This window comes from Phytobacter cepae (genome assembly GCF_054165735.1).
The window spans coordinates 3,920,238-3,937,625 of the sequence record NZ_CM135107.1; the positions used below are offsets into that span (position 1 = coordinate 3,920,238).

General features: G+C 52.8%; 16 protein-coding genes. 11 read left to right on the top strand and 5 right to left on the bottom strand.

Annotation, left to right across the window (positions count from 1 at the left end; all coding sequences use genetic code 11):
- Positions 1-210 precede the first annotated feature (210 nt).
- The gene (gene mscK / locus ACUY4Q_RS18545) at positions 211-3,516 is read right to left on the bottom strand and encodes a mechanosensitive channel MscK (RefSeq protein ID WP_458044179.1); all 3,306 of its coding nucleotides are present in this window, start codon (positions 3,514-3,516) and stop codon (positions 211-213) included.
- A 173-nt stretch (positions 3,517-3,689) separates the two neighbouring features.
- Positions 3,690-4,343, bottom strand: coding sequence for a multidrug efflux transporter transcriptional repressor AcrR (gene acrR / locus ACUY4Q_RS18550; protein WP_458044180.1), 654 nt, complete (start codon positions 4,341-4,343; stop codon positions 3,690-3,692).
- A 141-nt stretch (positions 4,344-4,484) separates the two neighbouring features.
- Between acrR and acrA the strand changes: the two genes are divergently transcribed.
- The 6 genes from acrA to ACUY4Q_RS18580 all read left to right on the top strand — a co-directional run bounded on the left by acrA (position 4,485) and on the right by ACUY4Q_RS18580 (position 11,191).
- Positions 4,485-5,681 carry a multidrug efflux RND transporter periplasmic adaptor subunit AcrA gene (gene acrA, locus ACUY4Q_RS18555; protein WP_458044181.1) on the top strand — a complete coding sequence of 399 codons (1,197 nt, stop codon included), beginning with the start codon at positions 4,485-4,487 and terminating at the stop codon, positions 5,679-5,681.
- A gap of 22 nt (positions 5,682-5,703) precedes the next feature.
- The gene (gene acrB / locus ACUY4Q_RS18560) at positions 5,704-8,853 is read left to right on the top strand and encodes a multidrug efflux RND transporter permease subunit AcrB (protein ID WP_458044182.1); all 3,150 of its coding nucleotides are present in this window, start codon (positions 5,704-5,706) and stop codon (positions 8,851-8,853) included.
- 518 nt (positions 8,854-9,371) lie between these two features.
- On the top strand, positions 9,372-9,746 hold the full coding sequence (gene tomB / locus ACUY4Q_RS18565) for an Hha toxicity modulator TomB (protein WP_458047386.1): 375 nt from the start codon (positions 9,372-9,374) through the stop codon (positions 9,744-9,746).
- A 26-nt stretch (positions 9,747-9,772) separates the two neighbouring features.
- Positions 9,773-9,991 (top strand): hemolysin expression-modulating protein Hha, encoded by a 219-nt coding sequence (gene hha / locus ACUY4Q_RS18570; RefSeq protein ID WP_458044183.1) that lies wholly within the window; start codon positions 9,773-9,775, stop codon positions 9,989-9,991.
- 63 nt (positions 9,992-10,054) lie between these two features.
- Positions 10,055-10,621: a maltose O-acetyltransferase gene (gene maa, locus ACUY4Q_RS18575; protein ID WP_458044184.1), complete on the top strand. Its 567-nt coding sequence runs from the start codon at positions 10,055-10,057 to the stop codon at positions 10,619-10,621.
- Between the two features lie 99 nt (positions 10,622-10,720).
- Complete coding sequence (locus tag ACUY4Q_RS18580; protein WP_458044185.1) at positions 10,721-11,191, top strand: YlaC family protein; 471 nt, start codon at positions 10,721-10,723, stop codon at positions 11,189-11,191.
- Here ACUY4Q_RS18580 and pdxR read toward each other — a convergent pair.
- Complete coding sequence (pdxR, locus tag ACUY4Q_RS18585; RefSeq protein WP_458044186.1) at positions 11,160-12,611, bottom strand: MocR-like pyridoxine biosynthesis transcription factor PdxR; 1,452 nt, start codon at positions 12,609-12,611, stop codon at positions 11,160-11,162. The genes ACUY4Q_RS18580 and pdxR overlap by 32 nt on opposite strands.
- Positions 12,612-12,712: 101 nt before the next feature.
- On the opposite strand from pdxR, the gene ACUY4Q_RS18590 reads away from it, so the two are divergent.
- Positions 12,713-13,414, top strand: a complete 702-nt coding sequence (locus ACUY4Q_RS18590; protein WP_458044187.1) for a GNAT family N-acetyltransferase — start codon at positions 12,713-12,715, stop codon at positions 13,412-13,414.
- On the opposite strand, the gene ykgO is transcribed toward ACUY4Q_RS18590, so the two are convergent.
- Positions 13,411-13,551 carry a type B 50S ribosomal protein L36 gene (ykgO, locus tag ACUY4Q_RS18595; protein WP_023478279.1) on the bottom strand — a complete coding sequence of 47 codons (141 nt, stop codon included), beginning with the start codon at positions 13,549-13,551 and terminating at the stop codon, positions 13,411-13,413. The two genes, ACUY4Q_RS18590 and ykgO, sit on opposite strands and share 4 nt — an antisense overlap.
- A gap of 3 nt (positions 13,552-13,554) precedes the next feature.
- Entirely contained in the window at positions 13,555-13,815 is a 261-nt protein-coding gene (locus ACUY4Q_RS18600; protein WP_458044188.1) for a type B 50S ribosomal protein L31, read from the bottom strand.
- A 267-nt stretch (positions 13,816-14,082) separates the two neighbouring features.
- Between ACUY4Q_RS18600 and ACUY4Q_RS18605 the strand changes: the two genes are divergently transcribed.
- Genes ACUY4Q_RS18605 through ACUY4Q_RS18620 form a run of 4 tightly spaced genes read left to right on the top strand, consistent with a single transcriptional unit; the run spans position 14,083 to position 17,388 of the window.
- Positions 14,083-15,111, top strand: a complete 1,029-nt coding sequence (locus ACUY4Q_RS18605; protein ID WP_458044189.1) for an isopenicillin N synthase family dioxygenase — start codon at positions 14,083-14,085, stop codon at positions 15,109-15,111.
- A 26-nt stretch (positions 15,112-15,137) separates the two neighbouring features.
- Positions 15,138-15,944 (top strand): MetQ/NlpA family ABC transporter substrate-binding protein, encoded by an 807-nt coding sequence (locus ACUY4Q_RS18610; RefSeq protein ID WP_458044190.1) that lies wholly within the window; start codon positions 15,138-15,140, stop codon positions 15,942-15,944.
- Positions 15,941-16,732: a methionine ABC transporter ATP-binding protein gene (locus ACUY4Q_RS18615; protein ID WP_458044191.1), complete on the top strand. Its 792-nt coding sequence runs from the start codon at positions 15,941-15,943 to the stop codon at positions 16,730-16,732. The genes ACUY4Q_RS18610 and ACUY4Q_RS18615 overlap by 4 nt, the downstream gene beginning before the upstream one ends.
- A complete protein-coding gene (locus ACUY4Q_RS18620; protein WP_458047387.1) occupies positions 16,729-17,388 on the top strand; it encodes a methionine ABC transporter permease in 660 nt (219 codons plus the stop codon). Before ACUY4Q_RS18615 ends, ACUY4Q_RS18620 begins: the two co-directional genes overlap by 4 nt.

Genomic DNA, 17,388 nt, shown 5'->3' on the forward strand with positions numbered 1-17,388 from the left:
ATCGGGGACGGGCGAAGGAAACGTCCGTGTAAAGTCGCCCTCGCCGCGCATCCCTGCGCGTCGCCCCGGCCTTGCGGATACGCTTCGTCGATTTTCAGCCGGACCCTGTCATCGCGGTGACAGTTTTATTCTCATTGTGCAGTGTTATCGCTGCAATGGAATATTACTGGGGATTCCTCAGCCCTGACGAGAGAGGGGTCAGTTAGTCACTCAATCAATGGCAGGCGTGGGATCATCGCCTTTGATCTCACGCTTCACTTCCCGGTGCTCTTCACCCTTTTCATTGCGCAGATGCACTTCAAGCTGATTGAAGGCGATATTGATGCCGTTTTCACGGCACAATCTGTCGATGGTGCGGTTTAGCTCATCCACGGTGTAACTGCGGTCGCGCAGTTCGCGCACATACAGACGCAGTTCATGATCCAGCGTACTCGGGCCAAAGGTGGTGAAGAAGACCGACGGTTCAGGATCGTGCATCACTTTCGGATGCTCCATCGCCGCCTGCAGTAAAATTGCTTTCACCTTATCCAGATCCGAACCGTAGGCGACGCCAAGACGAATGACCACACGGGTAATGGTGTCGGACAGTGACCAGTTAATCAGACGTTCGGTCACAAATGCCTTGTTGGGAATAATGACCTCTTTGCGGTCAAAATCGGTGATCGTCGTGGCACGAATACGGATCTTACTGACCGATCCGGAGAAGGTGCCGATAGTGACCGTATCACCAATGCGCACCGGACGTTCAAACAGGATAATAAGACCGGAGACAAAGTTACCGAAAATTTCCTGCAAGCCAAAACCGAGGCCGACTGACAATGCTGCAGCCAGCCATTGCAGTTTATCCCAGGAGACCCCCAGCGAGCCGAACACCGTCATCGCCCCGGCCCCAATAATGACGTAATTGAGAATCGTGGTGATGGCATACGACGCCCCCTGGCGCATGTTCAGCCGGGAGAGCACCAGCACTTCAAGCAAACCGGGGAGGTTTCGAATCAGCGCCCAGGCGATAACAAACGCGATAACCGCAAAGAGCAGACTGCCCATGGTGACACTCTTCATCACCGCAGCGCCGGCTTCGGTACCGTTGTAATGCCAGAGCACCACGCTGTCCAGATAGGCGAATACGGTGATCAGATCGGACCAAATTGCCCAGAACATTACGGCGAACAGAGAGATCATCACCAGCATGGTAATACGCAGCGTCTGCTGGTTGACCTGCTCAAGGGCGATGGTGGGCTCTTCCTGCGGCTCAGCCCCTTCAGCGCCCTCTTTGACCATGTTCTGGCGACGCGCCAGGGCACGGCGGTAAGCAATACGTCTGGCCGCCACGCTCAAGCCACGTAACACTGTCTGATAGAGCAGATTCCAGACAATCACCAGATAAACCGTTTCGATCCAGCGGCCTGACAAACGCAGCGTAGTGTAGAAGTAGCCCGTTGCCGTCAGCACCATCAACGCCACCGGTACAAAAGCCAGAACGGTGATGGTCACCAGACGAATGCTGTGGGACTCTTTATCGCGCCAGCTTTCGCGGAACATCGGCCAGACCAGCCCGGAGATAACCAGTAAGTTCAGCAGAATCACCGTCTGCCCGAGCACATCGTCCATCAGATGCAGCGGAGAGAGTTCAGAGACCACCGACCAGAAATGCAGAGGTAACAGCGCGAGGCTAATGCGGACAATTTGCCGACGCCAGTGGCTGGTGAGCTGCTCCGGCATATTGAAGTGGTTCACCGCCACCCCGTCTCTCTCCAGCACTTTCCAGCACAAGCCAAATACCAGCCAGAAGACCGCCAGTTTTTTACTGAATGCCCACAACAATTCACTGATGCTCAGTTGCATGGTCAGGAGAATGAGCCCGGCCGCCAGAATAATCAGGCACACCGGCAGCGCGCGAATAAGATCGATAAAGATCGCCTTTGGCGTATGCAGTTGGCTGTCGTTACGCAACTGCCCCACCTGTAAGGCGAGCTTAGCCTGGTAGCTTCGCAGCCAGCTCAGGCGCCAGCGGATAAGCCCGGCAATCAGCAGTAACGGCAAACCGGTCAAAAAGGCGATCGCCACCGCAGGCCAGGCTTTCTCCCAGTTCACCGTGATTTTCATCTTGCTGATCTGGTCTTTCAGCGCCTGCGGGAAGGACTTAATCCAGTCCCAGTCCATCGGTTTGTTGCTGTTAACCCAGAAAATTTGCTGGGTCAGAATTTCTTGTAAGCTTTTGGATACGCTCATCAGCTGCTGCTGATTGACCTGCAGATTGATTGCCATCATCAGTTGGTTACCCAACTGCTTGTTTAACTGATCGAGCAGCTCACGGCGCATGTCCACGACTTGCAGAAGGGCATCGTGGACCTCATCGTTGACATCACTCTGATGGCCCTCTTCCAGTTTGGCGACGAAAGTATCGCTCTGGAACAGCGCATCACGCTGCTGGTTCACTTCAAACTGCTCAAGGCGCAAGTCCGCGATGCGGTTGGTCATATCCTCAAGCTCGTCCGCCGAAGGCAACGTTTGCTGCTGCTGATAAAGAATACGCGACAGCAGCAGGCTGCCTTTCAGGACAGAAATCTGCTCTTTAATCGTGCGCTCAGACTGGAGTGCACGATCGAGCCAGTTTTTCACTTTGATATTCTGCTGTACCAGCGCATTGCCGTTTTGAGTGGCGGTGATGAGCTTCTGGCTAAGCTGATGATTGACGTCCAGTTCCTGTTTGACCAGGGGGACAGACTGAATACGCGCAGTTTCGTCCGGGGTGACCGCTTCCTGCGCCGTTTTTTCGGTTAGCGTGAGTCGCTTATTGTTTACTGCTTCCTGGAGAAGCTGTAGCTGGTGCTCCAGGCGATTACTGTTGGCGGTGACATAATCACGCTGTTTCTGCAGCGTATCCTGGAGCGTCGTGTTGCCTTCCAGGCTCTTACGCTGCTGCTCGATTTGCGCATTCAGCAGCGCCTGCTCGGCCAGCAGCAAGGTTTGCTGTGTCGGACGTAATGCCCCTTCTCCGGCGGCGGTGCCATTCAGACGGTTGCGAATCTGCTGCAACTGCTGCGAGGCAGTATACATTTGATTCTGTACCCGTTCCGGCTGCGTCTGTAACGAGACTAACTGGCTGTTGTAATTGGATAAATCATTTTGCGATGTCTGAAGATCGTCAAGCAACTGGGCGAGGCGTGACTCAAGCTGACGCAAGGATAACGTCGCAAGTGTTTTACGCGTCTCATCATCGTTATCTTTATCGCTCAAACTGCTGAGCGCATCCGTGGCCTGGCGAAGCTTATCCGGCGCCTGGGTCACTTTTTGTTTGAGCAGGGCTGTTTCCTGCTTCACCCGATCGATTTTATCGAGGGTATCCAGCGTGGCTGTCAGATCTTCAATGACCAGTTTGTCGACCGCAGTGTGATCTTTTTGCTTGTTCAGCGCGTCAAGTTGGCTCTGAACGTCGTTGCGGGACGGTAAATCCGTGCCTGTCACTGCCCCAACGGCGTTACCGGTGAAGAAGGCAAAGAGAATAAATAGCATGACAGCTAAAGCTGTGAGCGGGCGGCGCGAGCGTGTGAAATGCAGCATCATTTGCGTGATTAATCTGTATACAGGAAAGATGGCCGGAACTAGCCACCGCCGAAGAATACCACGCCGCGAAAAGACAACCTAGTCCTTGAGATTCAGCGCCAAAATTTCCGCATCGAATGGACTTAAGCTGTCTGATTTTCCGCGCTATTATGAAGCGTTGGGCAAAAGCTGCACATTTCGAGTAGAATTGCCACAAAGTCCCTGGCTTCTGTTTTCAAGTCAAAGGATTGAGGGGCAAAAAGCCAGTTTTCCATGATGCCGGAAATATAGCCTCGCATCAGAATTGCCGCCCGCCTTGTTAGCAAATTTGCCGGCAGTAATTTTGCTTCCATGCAGTCTTTGAGCGTTTGCTCAATACGGTCGTAACTTTCGAGGCATAAATTTCGCTGTGCCTGTTGAACAATGGCCATTTCGCCGACAAATTCACATTTGTGAAAAATGATCTCCATCATCAGACGGCGGCGCTCTTCAATAACGGTAGCTTCAAGGACATAGACCAAAATTTCCCTTAAAACTGAGAGTGGATCGCCGGGGAATTTTGCCCGATACTCAGTTTCAAGATCGCTAATGCTGGACTCTGACAATTCCCAGATTTCACTGAATAATTCCGACTTGTTTTTGAAGTGCCAATAAATTGCACCACGTGTTACCCCCGCCGCCTGCGCAATATCTGCAAGGGAGGTTGACGAGACGCCCTGCTGGGAAAAAAGGCGCATAGCCACATCAAGGATGTGTTGACGCGTTTCCAGAGCCTGCTGTTTGGTTTTTCGTGCCATATGTTGGTGAATTGACAGGAGTCAGATTTACATACATTTATGAATGTTTGTACCATAGCATGACGATAATATAAACGCAGCAATGGGTTTGGGATACGTGATCCATTGATCAATTTGAAATCGGAAACTCGAGGTTTACATATGAACAAAAACAGAGGGTTCACGCCTCTGGCGGTCGTTCTGATGCTTTCAGGCAGCTTAGCGCTTACAGGATGTGACGAAAAACCCGCTCAACAGCAGGGTGCGGGGCAGATGCCAGAAGTGGGTGTAGTCACACTCAAAACTGAACCTCTGCAGGTCACAACAGAGCTTCCGGGCAGGACCAGTGCATTCCGTATTGCAGAAGTCCGTCCGCAGGTGAGTGGTATTATTTTAAAGCGCAACTTCACTGAAGGGAGTGACGTTGAGGCGGGTGTCTCACTTTATCAGATTGATCCGGCGACCTATCAGGCCTCTTATGAAAGCGCAAAAGGTGATTTAGCGAAAGCGCAGGCCGCTGCCAATATCGCGCAAATGACCCTCAACCGTTATCAGAAGCTGATCGGCACCAAGTACATCAGTCAACAGGACTTCGATACTGCCCGTGCTGATGCACAACAAGCGTCTGCTGCTGTCGTCGCAGCGAAAGCCGCCGTTGAAACGGCACGTATCAACCTTGCTTACACCAAAGTCACATCGCCAATCAGTGGCCGTATTGGCAAATCTTCGGTTACCGAAGGCGCGCTGGTGCAAACCGGTCAGACAACGGCGATGGCGACCGTTCAGCAGCTCGACCCTATCTATGTTGACGTTACCCAATCCAGTAATGATTACCTGCGTTTGAAGCAGGAACTGGCGAACGGCACGCTGAAACAGGAAAACGGCAAAGCGAAAGTTGAACTGGTCACGAACGACGGTGTGAAATATCCGCAAACCGGTACGCTGGAGTTTTCTGACGTCACCGTGGATCAAACAACCGGCTCAATTACGTTACGCGCCATTTTTCCTAACAAGGATATGACGCTGCTGCCAGGGCTGTTTGTTCGCGCCAAACTGGAAGAAGGCACTAATCCTAATGCCCTGTTGGTTCCGCAACAGGGTGTCACCCGTACACCACGTGGCGAAGCGACAGCGATGGTCGTGGGTGAAGGCGATAAGGTTGAAATTCGCAATCTTACTGCCTCTCAGGCGATTGGTGACAAGTGGCTGGTAACGGATGGTCTGAAAGCGGGCGATCGCGTCATTATCACCGGTTTGCAGAAAGTGAGACCGGGTGCGCAGGTAAAAGCTCAGGAAGTGACGGCAGATAACAAAGAGCAAGCCCAGGCAGGTGAGCAATCCCAGCCGTCTAAGTCTTAACTTAAACAGGAGCCGTTAAGACATGCCAAATTTCTTTATTGATCGCCCCATATTTGCGTGGGTGATCGCGATCATCATCATGCTGGCCGGGGGTCTTGCGATCCTGAAGCTGCCTGTTGCGCAATATCCAACGATTGCGCCACCGGCAATTCAGATTAGCGCGTCCTACCCAGGTGCTGATGCCAAAACGGTGCAGGACACCGTGACGCAGGTTATCGAACAGAATATGAACGGTATCGATGGCCTGCTTTATATGTCCTCCACCAGTGATTCCTCTGGTACGGTACAGATAACAATCACCTTTGATTCCGGTACTGACGCAGACATCGCGCAGGTCCAGGTGCAGAACAAACTGCAACTGGCCATGCCGTTGTTACCGCAGGAAGTACAGCAACAAGGCGTGAGCGTTGAGAAGTCCTCCAGTAGCTTCCTGATGGTTCTCGGTATGATCAGTACCGATGGTTCCATGACGCAGGAAGATATCGCGGACTATGTCGGCGCGACGGTAAAAGACCCGGTCAGCCGTACGACCGGCGTGGGTGACGTACAGCTGTTTGGTGCGCAGTACGCCATGCGTATCTGGATGGACCCGACCAAACTGAACAACTTCCAGCTGACGCCAGTGGATGTGATTACGGCTATCAAAGCGCAGAACGCCCAGGTCGCCGCAGGTCAGTTGGGCGGTACACCGCCGGTGAAAGGCCAGCAGTTGAACGCCTCCATCATTGCGCAGACCCGTCTGACATCCACCGAAGAGTTCGGCAAAATTATGCTGAAAGTGAATCAGGATGGTTCACAGGTTCGTCTGCGTGATGTTGCGAAGATTGAGTTGGGCGGTGAAAACTATGACGTTATCGCACGCTACAACGGTCAACCCGCATCCGGTCTCGGCATTAAGCTGGCCACCGGGGCTAACGCCCTCGACACCGCAAATGCGGTACGTGCAACCATTGCCAAACTTGAACCGTTCTTCCCACACGGGCTGAAAGTGGTTTATCCGTACGACACTACGCCGTTCGTTAAGATCTCTATTAACGAAGTAGTGAAAACGCTGGTTGAAGCGATCGTGCTGGTATTCCTGGTCATGTACCTGTTCCTGCAGAACTTCCGCGCCACGCTGATTCCTACCATCGCGGTGCCGGTCGTGTTGTTGGGGACTTTTGCTATCCTCTCGATCTTTGGTTACTCGATAAACACCCTTACCATGTTTGGTATGGTGCTGGCGATCGGTCTGCTGGTGGATGACGCCATCGTAGTGGTCGAAAACGTCGAGCGTGTAATGTCCGAAGAAGGATTACCGCCGAAAGAAGCCACGCGTAAATCCATGGGCCAGATTCAGGGCGCACTGGTCGGTATTGCGATGGTGCTGTCGGCAGTATTTATCCCGATGGCCTTCTTCGGGGGTTCAACCGGTGCAATTTACCGTCAGTTCTCTATCACCATCGTTTCGGCAATGGCCCTGTCAGTGTTGGTAGCATTGATTCTGACGCCTGCGCTGTGTGCGACCATGCTCAAACCGATTGCCAAAGGCGATCATGGCGAAGGCAAGAAAGGCTTCTTTGGCTGGTTCAACCGCGTATTTGATAAGAGTACGCACCACTACACCGACAGCGTGGGCAATATCCTGCGCAGTACCGGTCGTTACCTGGTGCTGTACATCATTATCGTGGTGGGCATGGCGGTGCTGTTTGTGCGTCTGCCAAGTTCGTTCCTGCCAGATGAAGACCAGGGCGTGTTCCTGACCATGGCACAGCTTCCGGCGGGTGCGACGCAAGAGCGTACGCAGAAGGTGCTGGATGAAGTGTCCAAATACTACCTCGATAACGAAAAAGCCAACGTAAACTCAGTGTTTACCGTTAACGGCTTCGGCTTCTCGGGTCGTGGGCAGAACACGGGTCTTGCGTTCGTTTCGTTGAAAGGTTGGGATGAGCGTCCGGGCGAAGATAACAAGGTTCCGGCCATTGCAGGCCGTGCAAGTGCGCACTTCTCGCAGATTAAAGATGCGATGGTCTTCGCCTTTAACCTGCCCGCGATTGTGGAACTGGGTACGGCGACCGGCTTTGACTTCCAGTTGATTGACCAGGCTAACCTCGGTCATGACAAACTGATGCAGGCGCGTAACCAATTGTTTGGTGAAATTGCCAAGCACCCTGACCTGCTGGTGGGCGTTCGTCCAAACGGTCTGGAGGATACCCCGCAGTTCAAAATCAATATCGATCAGGAAAAAGCGCAGGCACTGGGCGTTTCTCTTAGCGACATCAATACCACGCTGGGTTCAGCATGGGGTGGTAGCTATGTGAATGACTTTATCGACCGTGGTCGCGTGAAAAAAGTGTATCTGATGGCTGAGGCGAAATACCGTATGCTGCCAGACGATATTGGAAACTGGTTTGTACGCGGAACTAACGGACAAATGGTGCCCTTCTCTGCCTTTGCCACCTCGCATTGGGAGTATGGTTCACCGCGTCTGGAACGTTACAACGGCTTACCGTCGATGGAAATCCTCGGCCAGGCAGCACCGGGTAAAAGTACCGGTGAAGCAATGGCGATGATGGAAGAGCTGGCAGGTAAATTGCCGACAGGTATCGGTTATGACTGGACGGGGATGTCCTATCAGGAGCGCCTGTCCGGTAACCAGGCGCCGGCCCTGTATGCCATCTCACTGATCGTCGTGTTCCTGTGTCTGGCCGCCCTGTACGAGAGCTGGTCAATTCCCTTCTCGGTCATGCTGGTCGTTCCGCTTGGGGTTATTGGTGCACTGTTGGCGGCAACCTTCCGCGGGCTGACGAACGACGTGTACTTCCAGGTGGGCCTGCTGACAACCATTGGTTTGTCGGCGAAGAACGCAATACTGATTGTGGAATTCGCCAAAGATCTGATGGATAAAGAAGGCAAAGGGTTGATTGAATCCACCCTGGAAGCGGTTCGTATGCGTCTGCGTCCGATCCTGATGACGTCACTGGCGTTCATCCTCGGGGTTCTGCCGCTGGTTATCAGCTCAGGCGCGGGTAGTGGCGCGCAGAACGCCGTTGGTACCGGTGTTATGGGCGGTATGATCACCGCAACCGTACTGGCTATCTTCTTTGTCCCTGTGTTCTTCGTGGTGGTACGCCGCCGCTTTAGTCGCAAAAACGAAGATGTGGAGCACAGCCATAAGGTTGAGCAACACTGAGTTAGCTAAATGAAAAGGCCGCGCAAGCGGCCTTTTTTTTCGCGTGGGGAAAAAACATTAAATACACTTATTGTCTGATTGTTTATTTTATGAATGATAAATAAGGCTTAGAATTAATATGGCATTTACGGTATGGCTTATATATCCAGGTATTATTCTTAATTAACTGGTACAATCTCTTTAAGTAAGAATATTCCTGGTTATTCTTAACGTGCGGTATTTATATTACCTTCAATGACCATTTTCGCCGCTAACACGATGAAGTTAAAGGAATGTTCTTTGCCTTCTGCTGTGGCTAGCCAGACGATATGATCCGCCTTTGTGAGAGGCTCTGGCTTACTAAGGCAAGATAAATGGAATAATTGTAATTTTTCGTAATAGCGCCATGAAATCTCTTTAAGACTAGCTTATAGTTAAATCAATGCAGAAAGCAGCACAGGCTGCTGGTCAGATCAGAAGTTTCCATCCCGAGCAGTGTTTGATTAGTAAAAAAAAAGCGACTCAGAAGGGGATGCGTGATGGACGAATACTCGCCAAAAAGGCATGATATTGCACAGCTTAAATTTCTCTGCGAAACGTTGTACCATGATTGCCTCGTCAATCTCGAAGAAAGTCATCATGGTTGGGTTAACGACCCTACGTCAGCAATCAATTTGCAGTTAAATGAGTTGATCGAGCATATCGCAACCTTCGCACTTAATTATAAAATTAAGTATAATGAAGATAATAAGCTGATTGAACAGATAGACGAATACCTTGATGATACGTTTATGCTGTTCAGTAGCTATGGTATCAACACACTAGACTTGCAGAAATGGCGTAAATCAGGCAATCGCCTGTTTCGTTCTTTCGTGAATGTGAGCAAGGCTAACCCCGTTAGCCATTCCTGTTAAATATTACAACCAGTAAAGGTAAATTTATGTCCGACAAACCATTAACCAAAGTTGATTATTTGATGCGTTTAAGACGCTGTCAATCAATTGACACTCTGGAACGTGTTATTGAAAAAAATAAATACGAACTTCCTGACGATGAACTAACGGTGTTTTATTCAGCAGCGGACCATCGTCTGGCTGAACTCACCATGAATAAGCTTTACGACAAAATCCCTTCTTCCGTGTGGAAATTTGTACGCTAATCCTCCGCGACGTTAAATATGACTTCAGTTTTTATCATGCTTTAGCAGGTGTGCGATATCTTCATGAATGAAGAAAAACAAAAGATGATTTCGGGACTCCCCTATCAGCCAGCTGATGAAACGCTGCGCGCCGATCGGATGCATGCCAGAGAGTTACTTCATCGTTATAACCACTCCAGCCCATATGACAAAGCCGAGCGTAAAGCCATTCTTTCAGAATTATTGGGCCAGGGTGCTGACGCATATATTGAACCGAGCTTTCGTTGTGACTACGGTTACAATATTTATTTAGGCAAAGAATTCTACGCCAATTTTGATTGTGTCATGCTGGATGTGTGCCCTATCCACATTGGTGACAACTGCGTGTTGGCGCCCGGTGTGCATATCTACACCGCGACGCATCCCTTAGATGCGGCAGAGCGTAACAGCGGGGTTGAATTTGGTAAACCGGTTCGAATTGGCAACAATGTCTGGATTGGCGGGCGTGCGGTGATAAACCCTGGCGTCACCATCGGCGACAATGCCGTTATCGCATCGGGTGCGGTGGTCGTTAAGGATGTGGCAGCCAATACCGTCGTCGGTGGTAATCCTGCGCGGATCATAAAAACGTTGCCGGAAGGAAAAGAGTAACTGTTATCCTTTTTTGCCGCAAAACTGTTACTTTTTTCACACAATGCGGCAACCTAAAATATCTTATTCCCTGCATAAAACTCAATACGAAGGCGTCAGATGACAGAGATCCAGCGGCTGCTCAACGAAACCATTGACGACATTAATCATCGCGAAAAACGTGACAATCGTCCGCGCTTTAGCATCAGCTTTATTCGCAAACACCCCGGGCTGTTTGTTGGCATGTACGTCGCTTTCTTCGCGACCCTTGCCGTTATGTTGCAATCGGAAACTCTGGAAGGATCGGTCTGGTTGCTGGTGGTGCTCTTTGCACTGCTGAACGCGTTCTTCTTCTTCGATGTCTCGCCACGTTATCGCTATGATGATATCGATGTGCTCGATTTCCGCGTGTGCTACAACGGTGAATGGTACAACACCCGTTTTGTTCCGCCGGAGTTGATCAACGCCATCCTCAGCTCCCCGGCGGTGGACGTAGACAGCAAATCACAGTTGCAGAAAATGATCGCACGGAAAGGCGAACTCTCCTTCTACGATGTTTTCACCCTTTCCCGTCCAGGTGCCGTTCAATAAGGTTGTTCAGTGTCCGTACCGCTGAAGGAAACAGGCTGGCTGAAGTATTTCCAAACCCCAGTACCAGCCCCTGAGATTCCCGTGACGGCGACAAGTAAAATCGACTGAGGGCGTGAGGGGCAAGATGATATTTCTGCGCCTCACGGACCAGTTCACGATCGTTAATCCCCGTTACAGACAGCGTGACGTGTAAACCCCCTTCGCCCCCCAGCAGATGGTACGGCACAGTCAGCTCATTCATGAGCGTCTCACGCAATATCTCCTGCCGTGTACGGTATAAACGGCGCATAGCCGCCAGATGACGCGCGTAATATCCTTCTTCGATAAACTGCGCTAATGCCAGTTGTTCGCTGCGATGCCCCCCACGCAGCAGGCTACCAATAACCGGCGCGGCAGCCTGTACCAGGGCAGGCGGCATCACCATAAAACCGATGCGCAACGACGGAAAGAGCGTTTTACTGAAGGTTCCAAGATAGACCACCGGAGGATGAGGCAACATGCCAAGCATGGCAGGAACCGGATCGCCGTGATAGCGAAATTCACTGTCATAATCATCTTCGATAATCCAGCTTCCTGATTTTCTCGCGGCCTCCAGCAGCTGTAGCCGCCTGGCCGCACTCATGACATACCCTAACGGATATTGATGAGAAGGTGAGGTGTACATGATGCGTGGTAAGGGGAGATCGGGGGGGAGCAGCATTCCTTCGTCATCCAGGGGTATACCACTCACGCGCAGTCCGGCCGCCAGAAAGGCGCTTTTCGCGCCGTTGTATCCCGGCTCTTCAACCCACGCGCTGTCCCCTGGGTCGCAAAGCAGATGCACGCAAAGCAGCAATGCTTCCTGGGCCCCTTCAGTAATGACGATTTGTTCGGCTTCACAATGAATGCCCCGCGCCAGCGCCAGATGGCGGGCAATCGCTCGCCGTAGTCGCAGTTCTCCCGCAGAATCGCCATAGCCCAGCAGCCGACTTCCTTCTTCACGCCAGACGCGTTCAGTCAGCCTTCGCCAGGTCGCCATGGGGAAATAATTCACCGCAGGTAACCCTGGCGTAAACGTGAAAACGGGCGAATGTCGCGTTGCCCCCCGCGGCAGGGCGTTTACCCGCTGAGCAAGTGCGACAGTGGGTGCCTGGACCTCCTCCGCATTGCTTGCCAGCATCAGTACGCGTGTCCCCTGGCGTTCGCGTGCCACAAACCCTTCGATAGTGAGCTGTTCCAGCGCCGCATTGATGGTGTTACGTGAAACCGTCAACGCTTTCGCCAGTGCTCGCGACCCCGGGAGCAGGCTATCTGCTTTGAGCCTGCCGCTGAGAATGGCCTCCCGAAGCGTCAGGTAAAGCGCGCGCTGGCGGGTTAGCCTGCCCCGCCTATTCAGCGCCGCGCGCAGAAGAGCCTCAAGCGCTTCATCGGGAATATTCATCTTCATGCTCCATAGGTGGTCCTATGAAAATATAGCCTGATGGTACTTCTTAGGGAACCACATAACGGTCAGGATGAACGCAACTGTACAAAGGAGCCATCATGAGTCAACTGAATCACTACGGACAACCCGTGGGGGAGCCCCTGCCTGACTGGCAGCCTCGTCCTTTACCCCAGCGCGTCACGCTTGAAGGCCAGTATTGCCGTCTGGAACCGCTTCGGGCCGAGCACGCCCCGGCCCTCTTTGCGGCACACAGCCTCGCCGGGGACACCCGCAGTTGGACCTGGATGCTGCGTGAAGCAGATCCGCACGCCGACGCCTTTACGGCATGGGTCGCCAGCGTCTGCGAGTTAAAAGATCCGCTGCATTTTGCGGTTATCGATAAGCTCACGCAGTTACCCGTCGGCTCGCTCTCACTGATGAGGATTGATGCCAGTAATGGGGTCGTGGAAGTGGGCAGTGTGCATTTCTCACCGCTATTGGTTCGCACCGCCGCCGCAACAGAGGCGCAGTGGCTGTTGATGCGCTATGCCATGGAGACGCTCGGTTATCGCCGTTATGAGTGGAAGTGTAACAGCCTGAACGCGCCCTCAAGACGAGCCGCACAGCGCTTGGGTTTTCAGTATGAAGGTCGGTTTCGCCAGGCACTGGTGAGCAAGGGCCGCAACCGGGATACGGACTGGTTTTCGGTGATTGATAGCGAATGGCCGCGTCTGGATCGGGCGTTTCGCCAGTGGCTTGCCGCCGACAATTTCACGGCCGACGGCAAACAACGGCAACCCCTTGAGCACTTTCGCGATTAACGCCTTTTCTTTTTCCCCTGCACGGCCTTAAAGCGCGGGTTAGATTTGCAAATCACATAAATACGCCCCTTGCGCCGGACAATCTGGCAGTCAGGGTGGCGTTGTTTTGCACTGCGTAACGAGTTGAGCACCTGCATGATTTAGTCCCGTTTGGTTCCAATAAAGCGGCCATAACGCTGTTGAAAACGTGCAGCGCTCCCTTCCGTTCCCACCACTTTTTGCTTGCCCGTGTAATACGGATGTGACGCCGAAGAGACATCTAAAGTGACATAGGGGTAGGTTTCGCCTTCCAGCTCAATCTCACGATCGGTTTTGATCGTTGAACCTACTTTGAAGTACTGGTTCGCACTGGTGTCATGAAACACCACGGTGCGGTAGTGCGGGTGAATATCGGGTTTCATTTTGCCCTCGAATGTATTGTTATAACATAACAAAAGTCTATCGGATTTATTCTGCTATCGCAACCGTCATGCTTTATCTGTTTTTCGCAAAAGCAACGAACCCCCAACGGACATAAATTAGAAAAGAACGTTATTGGTTGAATTTTTTAGCTTAAGGCAATCTGCTTTTAAACCCCATATGAGGAAGCATCATGATGCGCTGCTGTTGTGCCGAACCCCGGACTCTAACAAGAACTGACACCTGCGAACCTTTATTCGGAGAACACAATGAACGCCACCACCTTACCGATCCTCAACCTCGCGCGGTACTTCAATCCCGCTGAACGGGATGCCTTTCTTGAACAACTGCGCACTGCCGCACGCGATATCGGTTTCTTTTACCTCACCAACCACGGCGTGAATGACGATCTCCAGCTCGCCGTTCAACAAGAAGCCCGCCGCTTTTTTGCATTGAGTGATGCGCAAAAACAGCAGGTGGCGATGATTCACTCTCCCCATTTTCGCGGCTATAACCGTGCTGCCTCGGAGCTGACCCGCGGCAAGCCGGACTGGCGTGAGCAATTTGACATTGGCGCCGAGCGTCCGGCACTGCAACTGGACGAAAACGCCCCGCGCTGGCGTCGACTGCAGGGGCCAAATCTTTGGCCAGAAGAGCAACCCGCCCTGAAAACCACGCTTCTTGAATGGCAGAAATCAATGACCGAAATGGCCATCGTCCTGCTGCGTGCTTTCGCCGAAGCGCTGGCATTGCCCGCCGATGCGTTCGATGCCCTTTATGGCAACAAACCCAACGAGCATATCAAATTGATTCGCTATCCCGGCCAGGAGAGCAGCCAAAGCAATCAGGGAGTGGGTGCGCACAAAGACTCCGGCTTCTTGAGCTTCCTGTTACAGGATGAGCAGAAAGGCCTACAGGTTGAAGTCTCGCCGGATAACTGGATTGATGCCACGCCGCTGCCGGGCAGTTTTGTCGTCAATATTGGTGAATTGCTGGAGCTGGCAACCAACGGCTATTTGCGGGCCACCGTGCACCGCGTTCTCTCACCACCGGCGGGACAGGATCGCCTGTCGATTGCCTTCTTCCTCGGCGCACAACTGGATGCCGTCGTCCCGGTTTACGCACTGCCTGAGGCACTGGCACGTGATGCGCAGGGGCCGGAAAGCGATCCGCATAACCCCCTTTTACGGGACGTAGGCTGGAACTACCTGAAGGGCCGTTTACGCTCCCACCCGGACGTAGCCGAGCGTTACTACCGCGACGTGCTGCGCGAACGCAGTGAACAATTGATCGTATAAACCATAACAATATAAGGAAAAACATCATGAAATATGCCGCATTTAAACTGGCAGGGGTGGCGTTGTCTCTTTCTCTGGCATGGGGTACCGCTCAGGCTGAAACACTGCGTATTGCGGCGGATCCGGTTCCGCACGCCGAGATCCTCAATTACGTCAAAAAAATTGATCCGAAGCTGGATATCAAAATTGTTGAACTCACCAGCGGCGCGAACGCCAATGAACTGCTGGCCAGCGGCGATGTGGACGCCAACTACTTCCAGCATGTGCCTTATCTGAAAAGTCAGGAAAAGGCGTTGGGTAAAACCTTTGCCGTTGCCGCCACGGTGCACATTGAACCGCTCGGCATCTATTCACACAAATACAAAGATTTTAAATCCGTGCCGGATGGCGCTACCGTCGCAGTGCCGAACAATGTGACCAACCTCAGCCGTGCGCTGTTCCTGCTGCAAAAACAGGGGTTAATTAAGCTGGATGCGAAATTCACCGATCCGGCCAGTACCCTGGCCACGCCGAAGGATATCGTTGAAAACCCGAAACATCTGAAGATTCTGGAAGTGGAATCACCGCAGATACCACGTTCGCTGGATGATGTCGCACTGGCGGTGATTAACGGTAACTATGCGCTTGAAGCCGGTCTGTCCCCAGCCAAAGATGCCCTGGGTCTGGAGAGTGCCGACCATAACCCGTACGCCAATATTCTGGTGACTAACCCGAATCTTGCTAACGATCCGCGTATCAAAGAGCTGGCAAAAGACCTGACGTCACCGCAGGTGGCCGAATTTATTCGTAAAACCTATAACGGTTCCGTGATCCCGGTCGCCCCGCAGTCATGATTGAAATTGCAGGGCTGAGTAAGACCTATGCCGGAACGGGCCGACCGGCACTGAACAACGTGTCGCTGAGCGTACCGAAAGGGGCCATCTATGGCATCCTCGGGCGCAGCGGCGCGGGGAAAAGTACCCTGATCCGCTGTCTGAACCTGCTGGAGCGGCCCACCACGGGCCGCATCCTCATCAACGGCAGTGATATTACGCAACTCGACAAAGCCGGACTGCGCGAGCATCGCCTGCGCACCGGTATGATTTTCCAGCACTTCAACCTGCTCCATGCGCGCACGGTGGCAGATAACGTCGCCGTTCCGCTGGAGATTGCCGGCACGCCGAAAGCCCTGCGTCAGGAGCGTGTGGAAGAGCTGCTCTGGCTGGTAGGACTAAGCGACAAAGCGAAAGCGTTTCCCTCACAGCTTTCCGGCGGGCAGAAGCAGCGCGTCGGTATCGCACGGGCACTGGCGGCTCGTCCCGATGTGCTGCTTTGCGATGAGGCGACCAGCGCGCTCGACCCGGAAACCACCGCGTCGGTGCTGTCATTGTTGGCTGATATCAACCAAAAACTGAAGCTAACCATTGTGCTGATTACCCATGAGCTGGACGTGGTGAAAACGCTGTGCGATCACGCCGCCCTTCTGGAGAACGGTGAAGTAATTGAAAGTGGAAAGATCGCCGATCTGCTGGTCGCTCCCTGGTCAAAACTGCGTCAGGCATTGCTTCACGATCCGCAGGCCGAGCGCGATTTCCTTGCCCGCCACGGCTTTAACGGGAGGCCTTTATGCGTGGTAGCATGAGTTGGGAAGATTTGTGGCCGTTGCTGGTCGACGGAACGCTCGATACCCTCTATATGGTGGCGCTGGCATCACTCTTTACCGTGCTGATTGGATTACCGCTCGGTGTTCTTCTGTTTATTTCACGTAAAAATGGCCTGGTGCCGATGCCGAGAATCAACGCCCTGTTGGGTACGATAATCAACTTTGGTCGCTCCCTGCCCTTTATCGTTTTGCTGATTGCCCTTATTCCGTTCACCCGGTTACTGATTGGCACGACGCTCGGCAGCACCGCCGCCATTGTGCCGATTACCATTGGCGCTTTCCCCTTCTTTGCCCGGTTAACGGAAAGCGCGCTGGACGAGGTCGACTATGGGCGCATTGAAGCCATTCTCTCGATGGGCGGCAGCCCGTGGCATGTGATTGCCAAAGCGCTGCTGCCGGAAGCACTGCCTACCCTGCTGGCGGGCATCACGCTGACCGTGGTGATGCTGATTGGTTTCTCATCCATGGCAGGCGTAATCGGCGGGGGTGGCTTAGGCGATCTGGCGATTCGTTATGGCTACCAACGCTTTAACGATCAGGTCATGCTGGGCACGGTCGTCATTTTGTTGGTGATGGTTCAGGGCGTGCAAATGGCCGGAGACCATCTGGTGCGCCGACTGGCGCACCGACGGTAA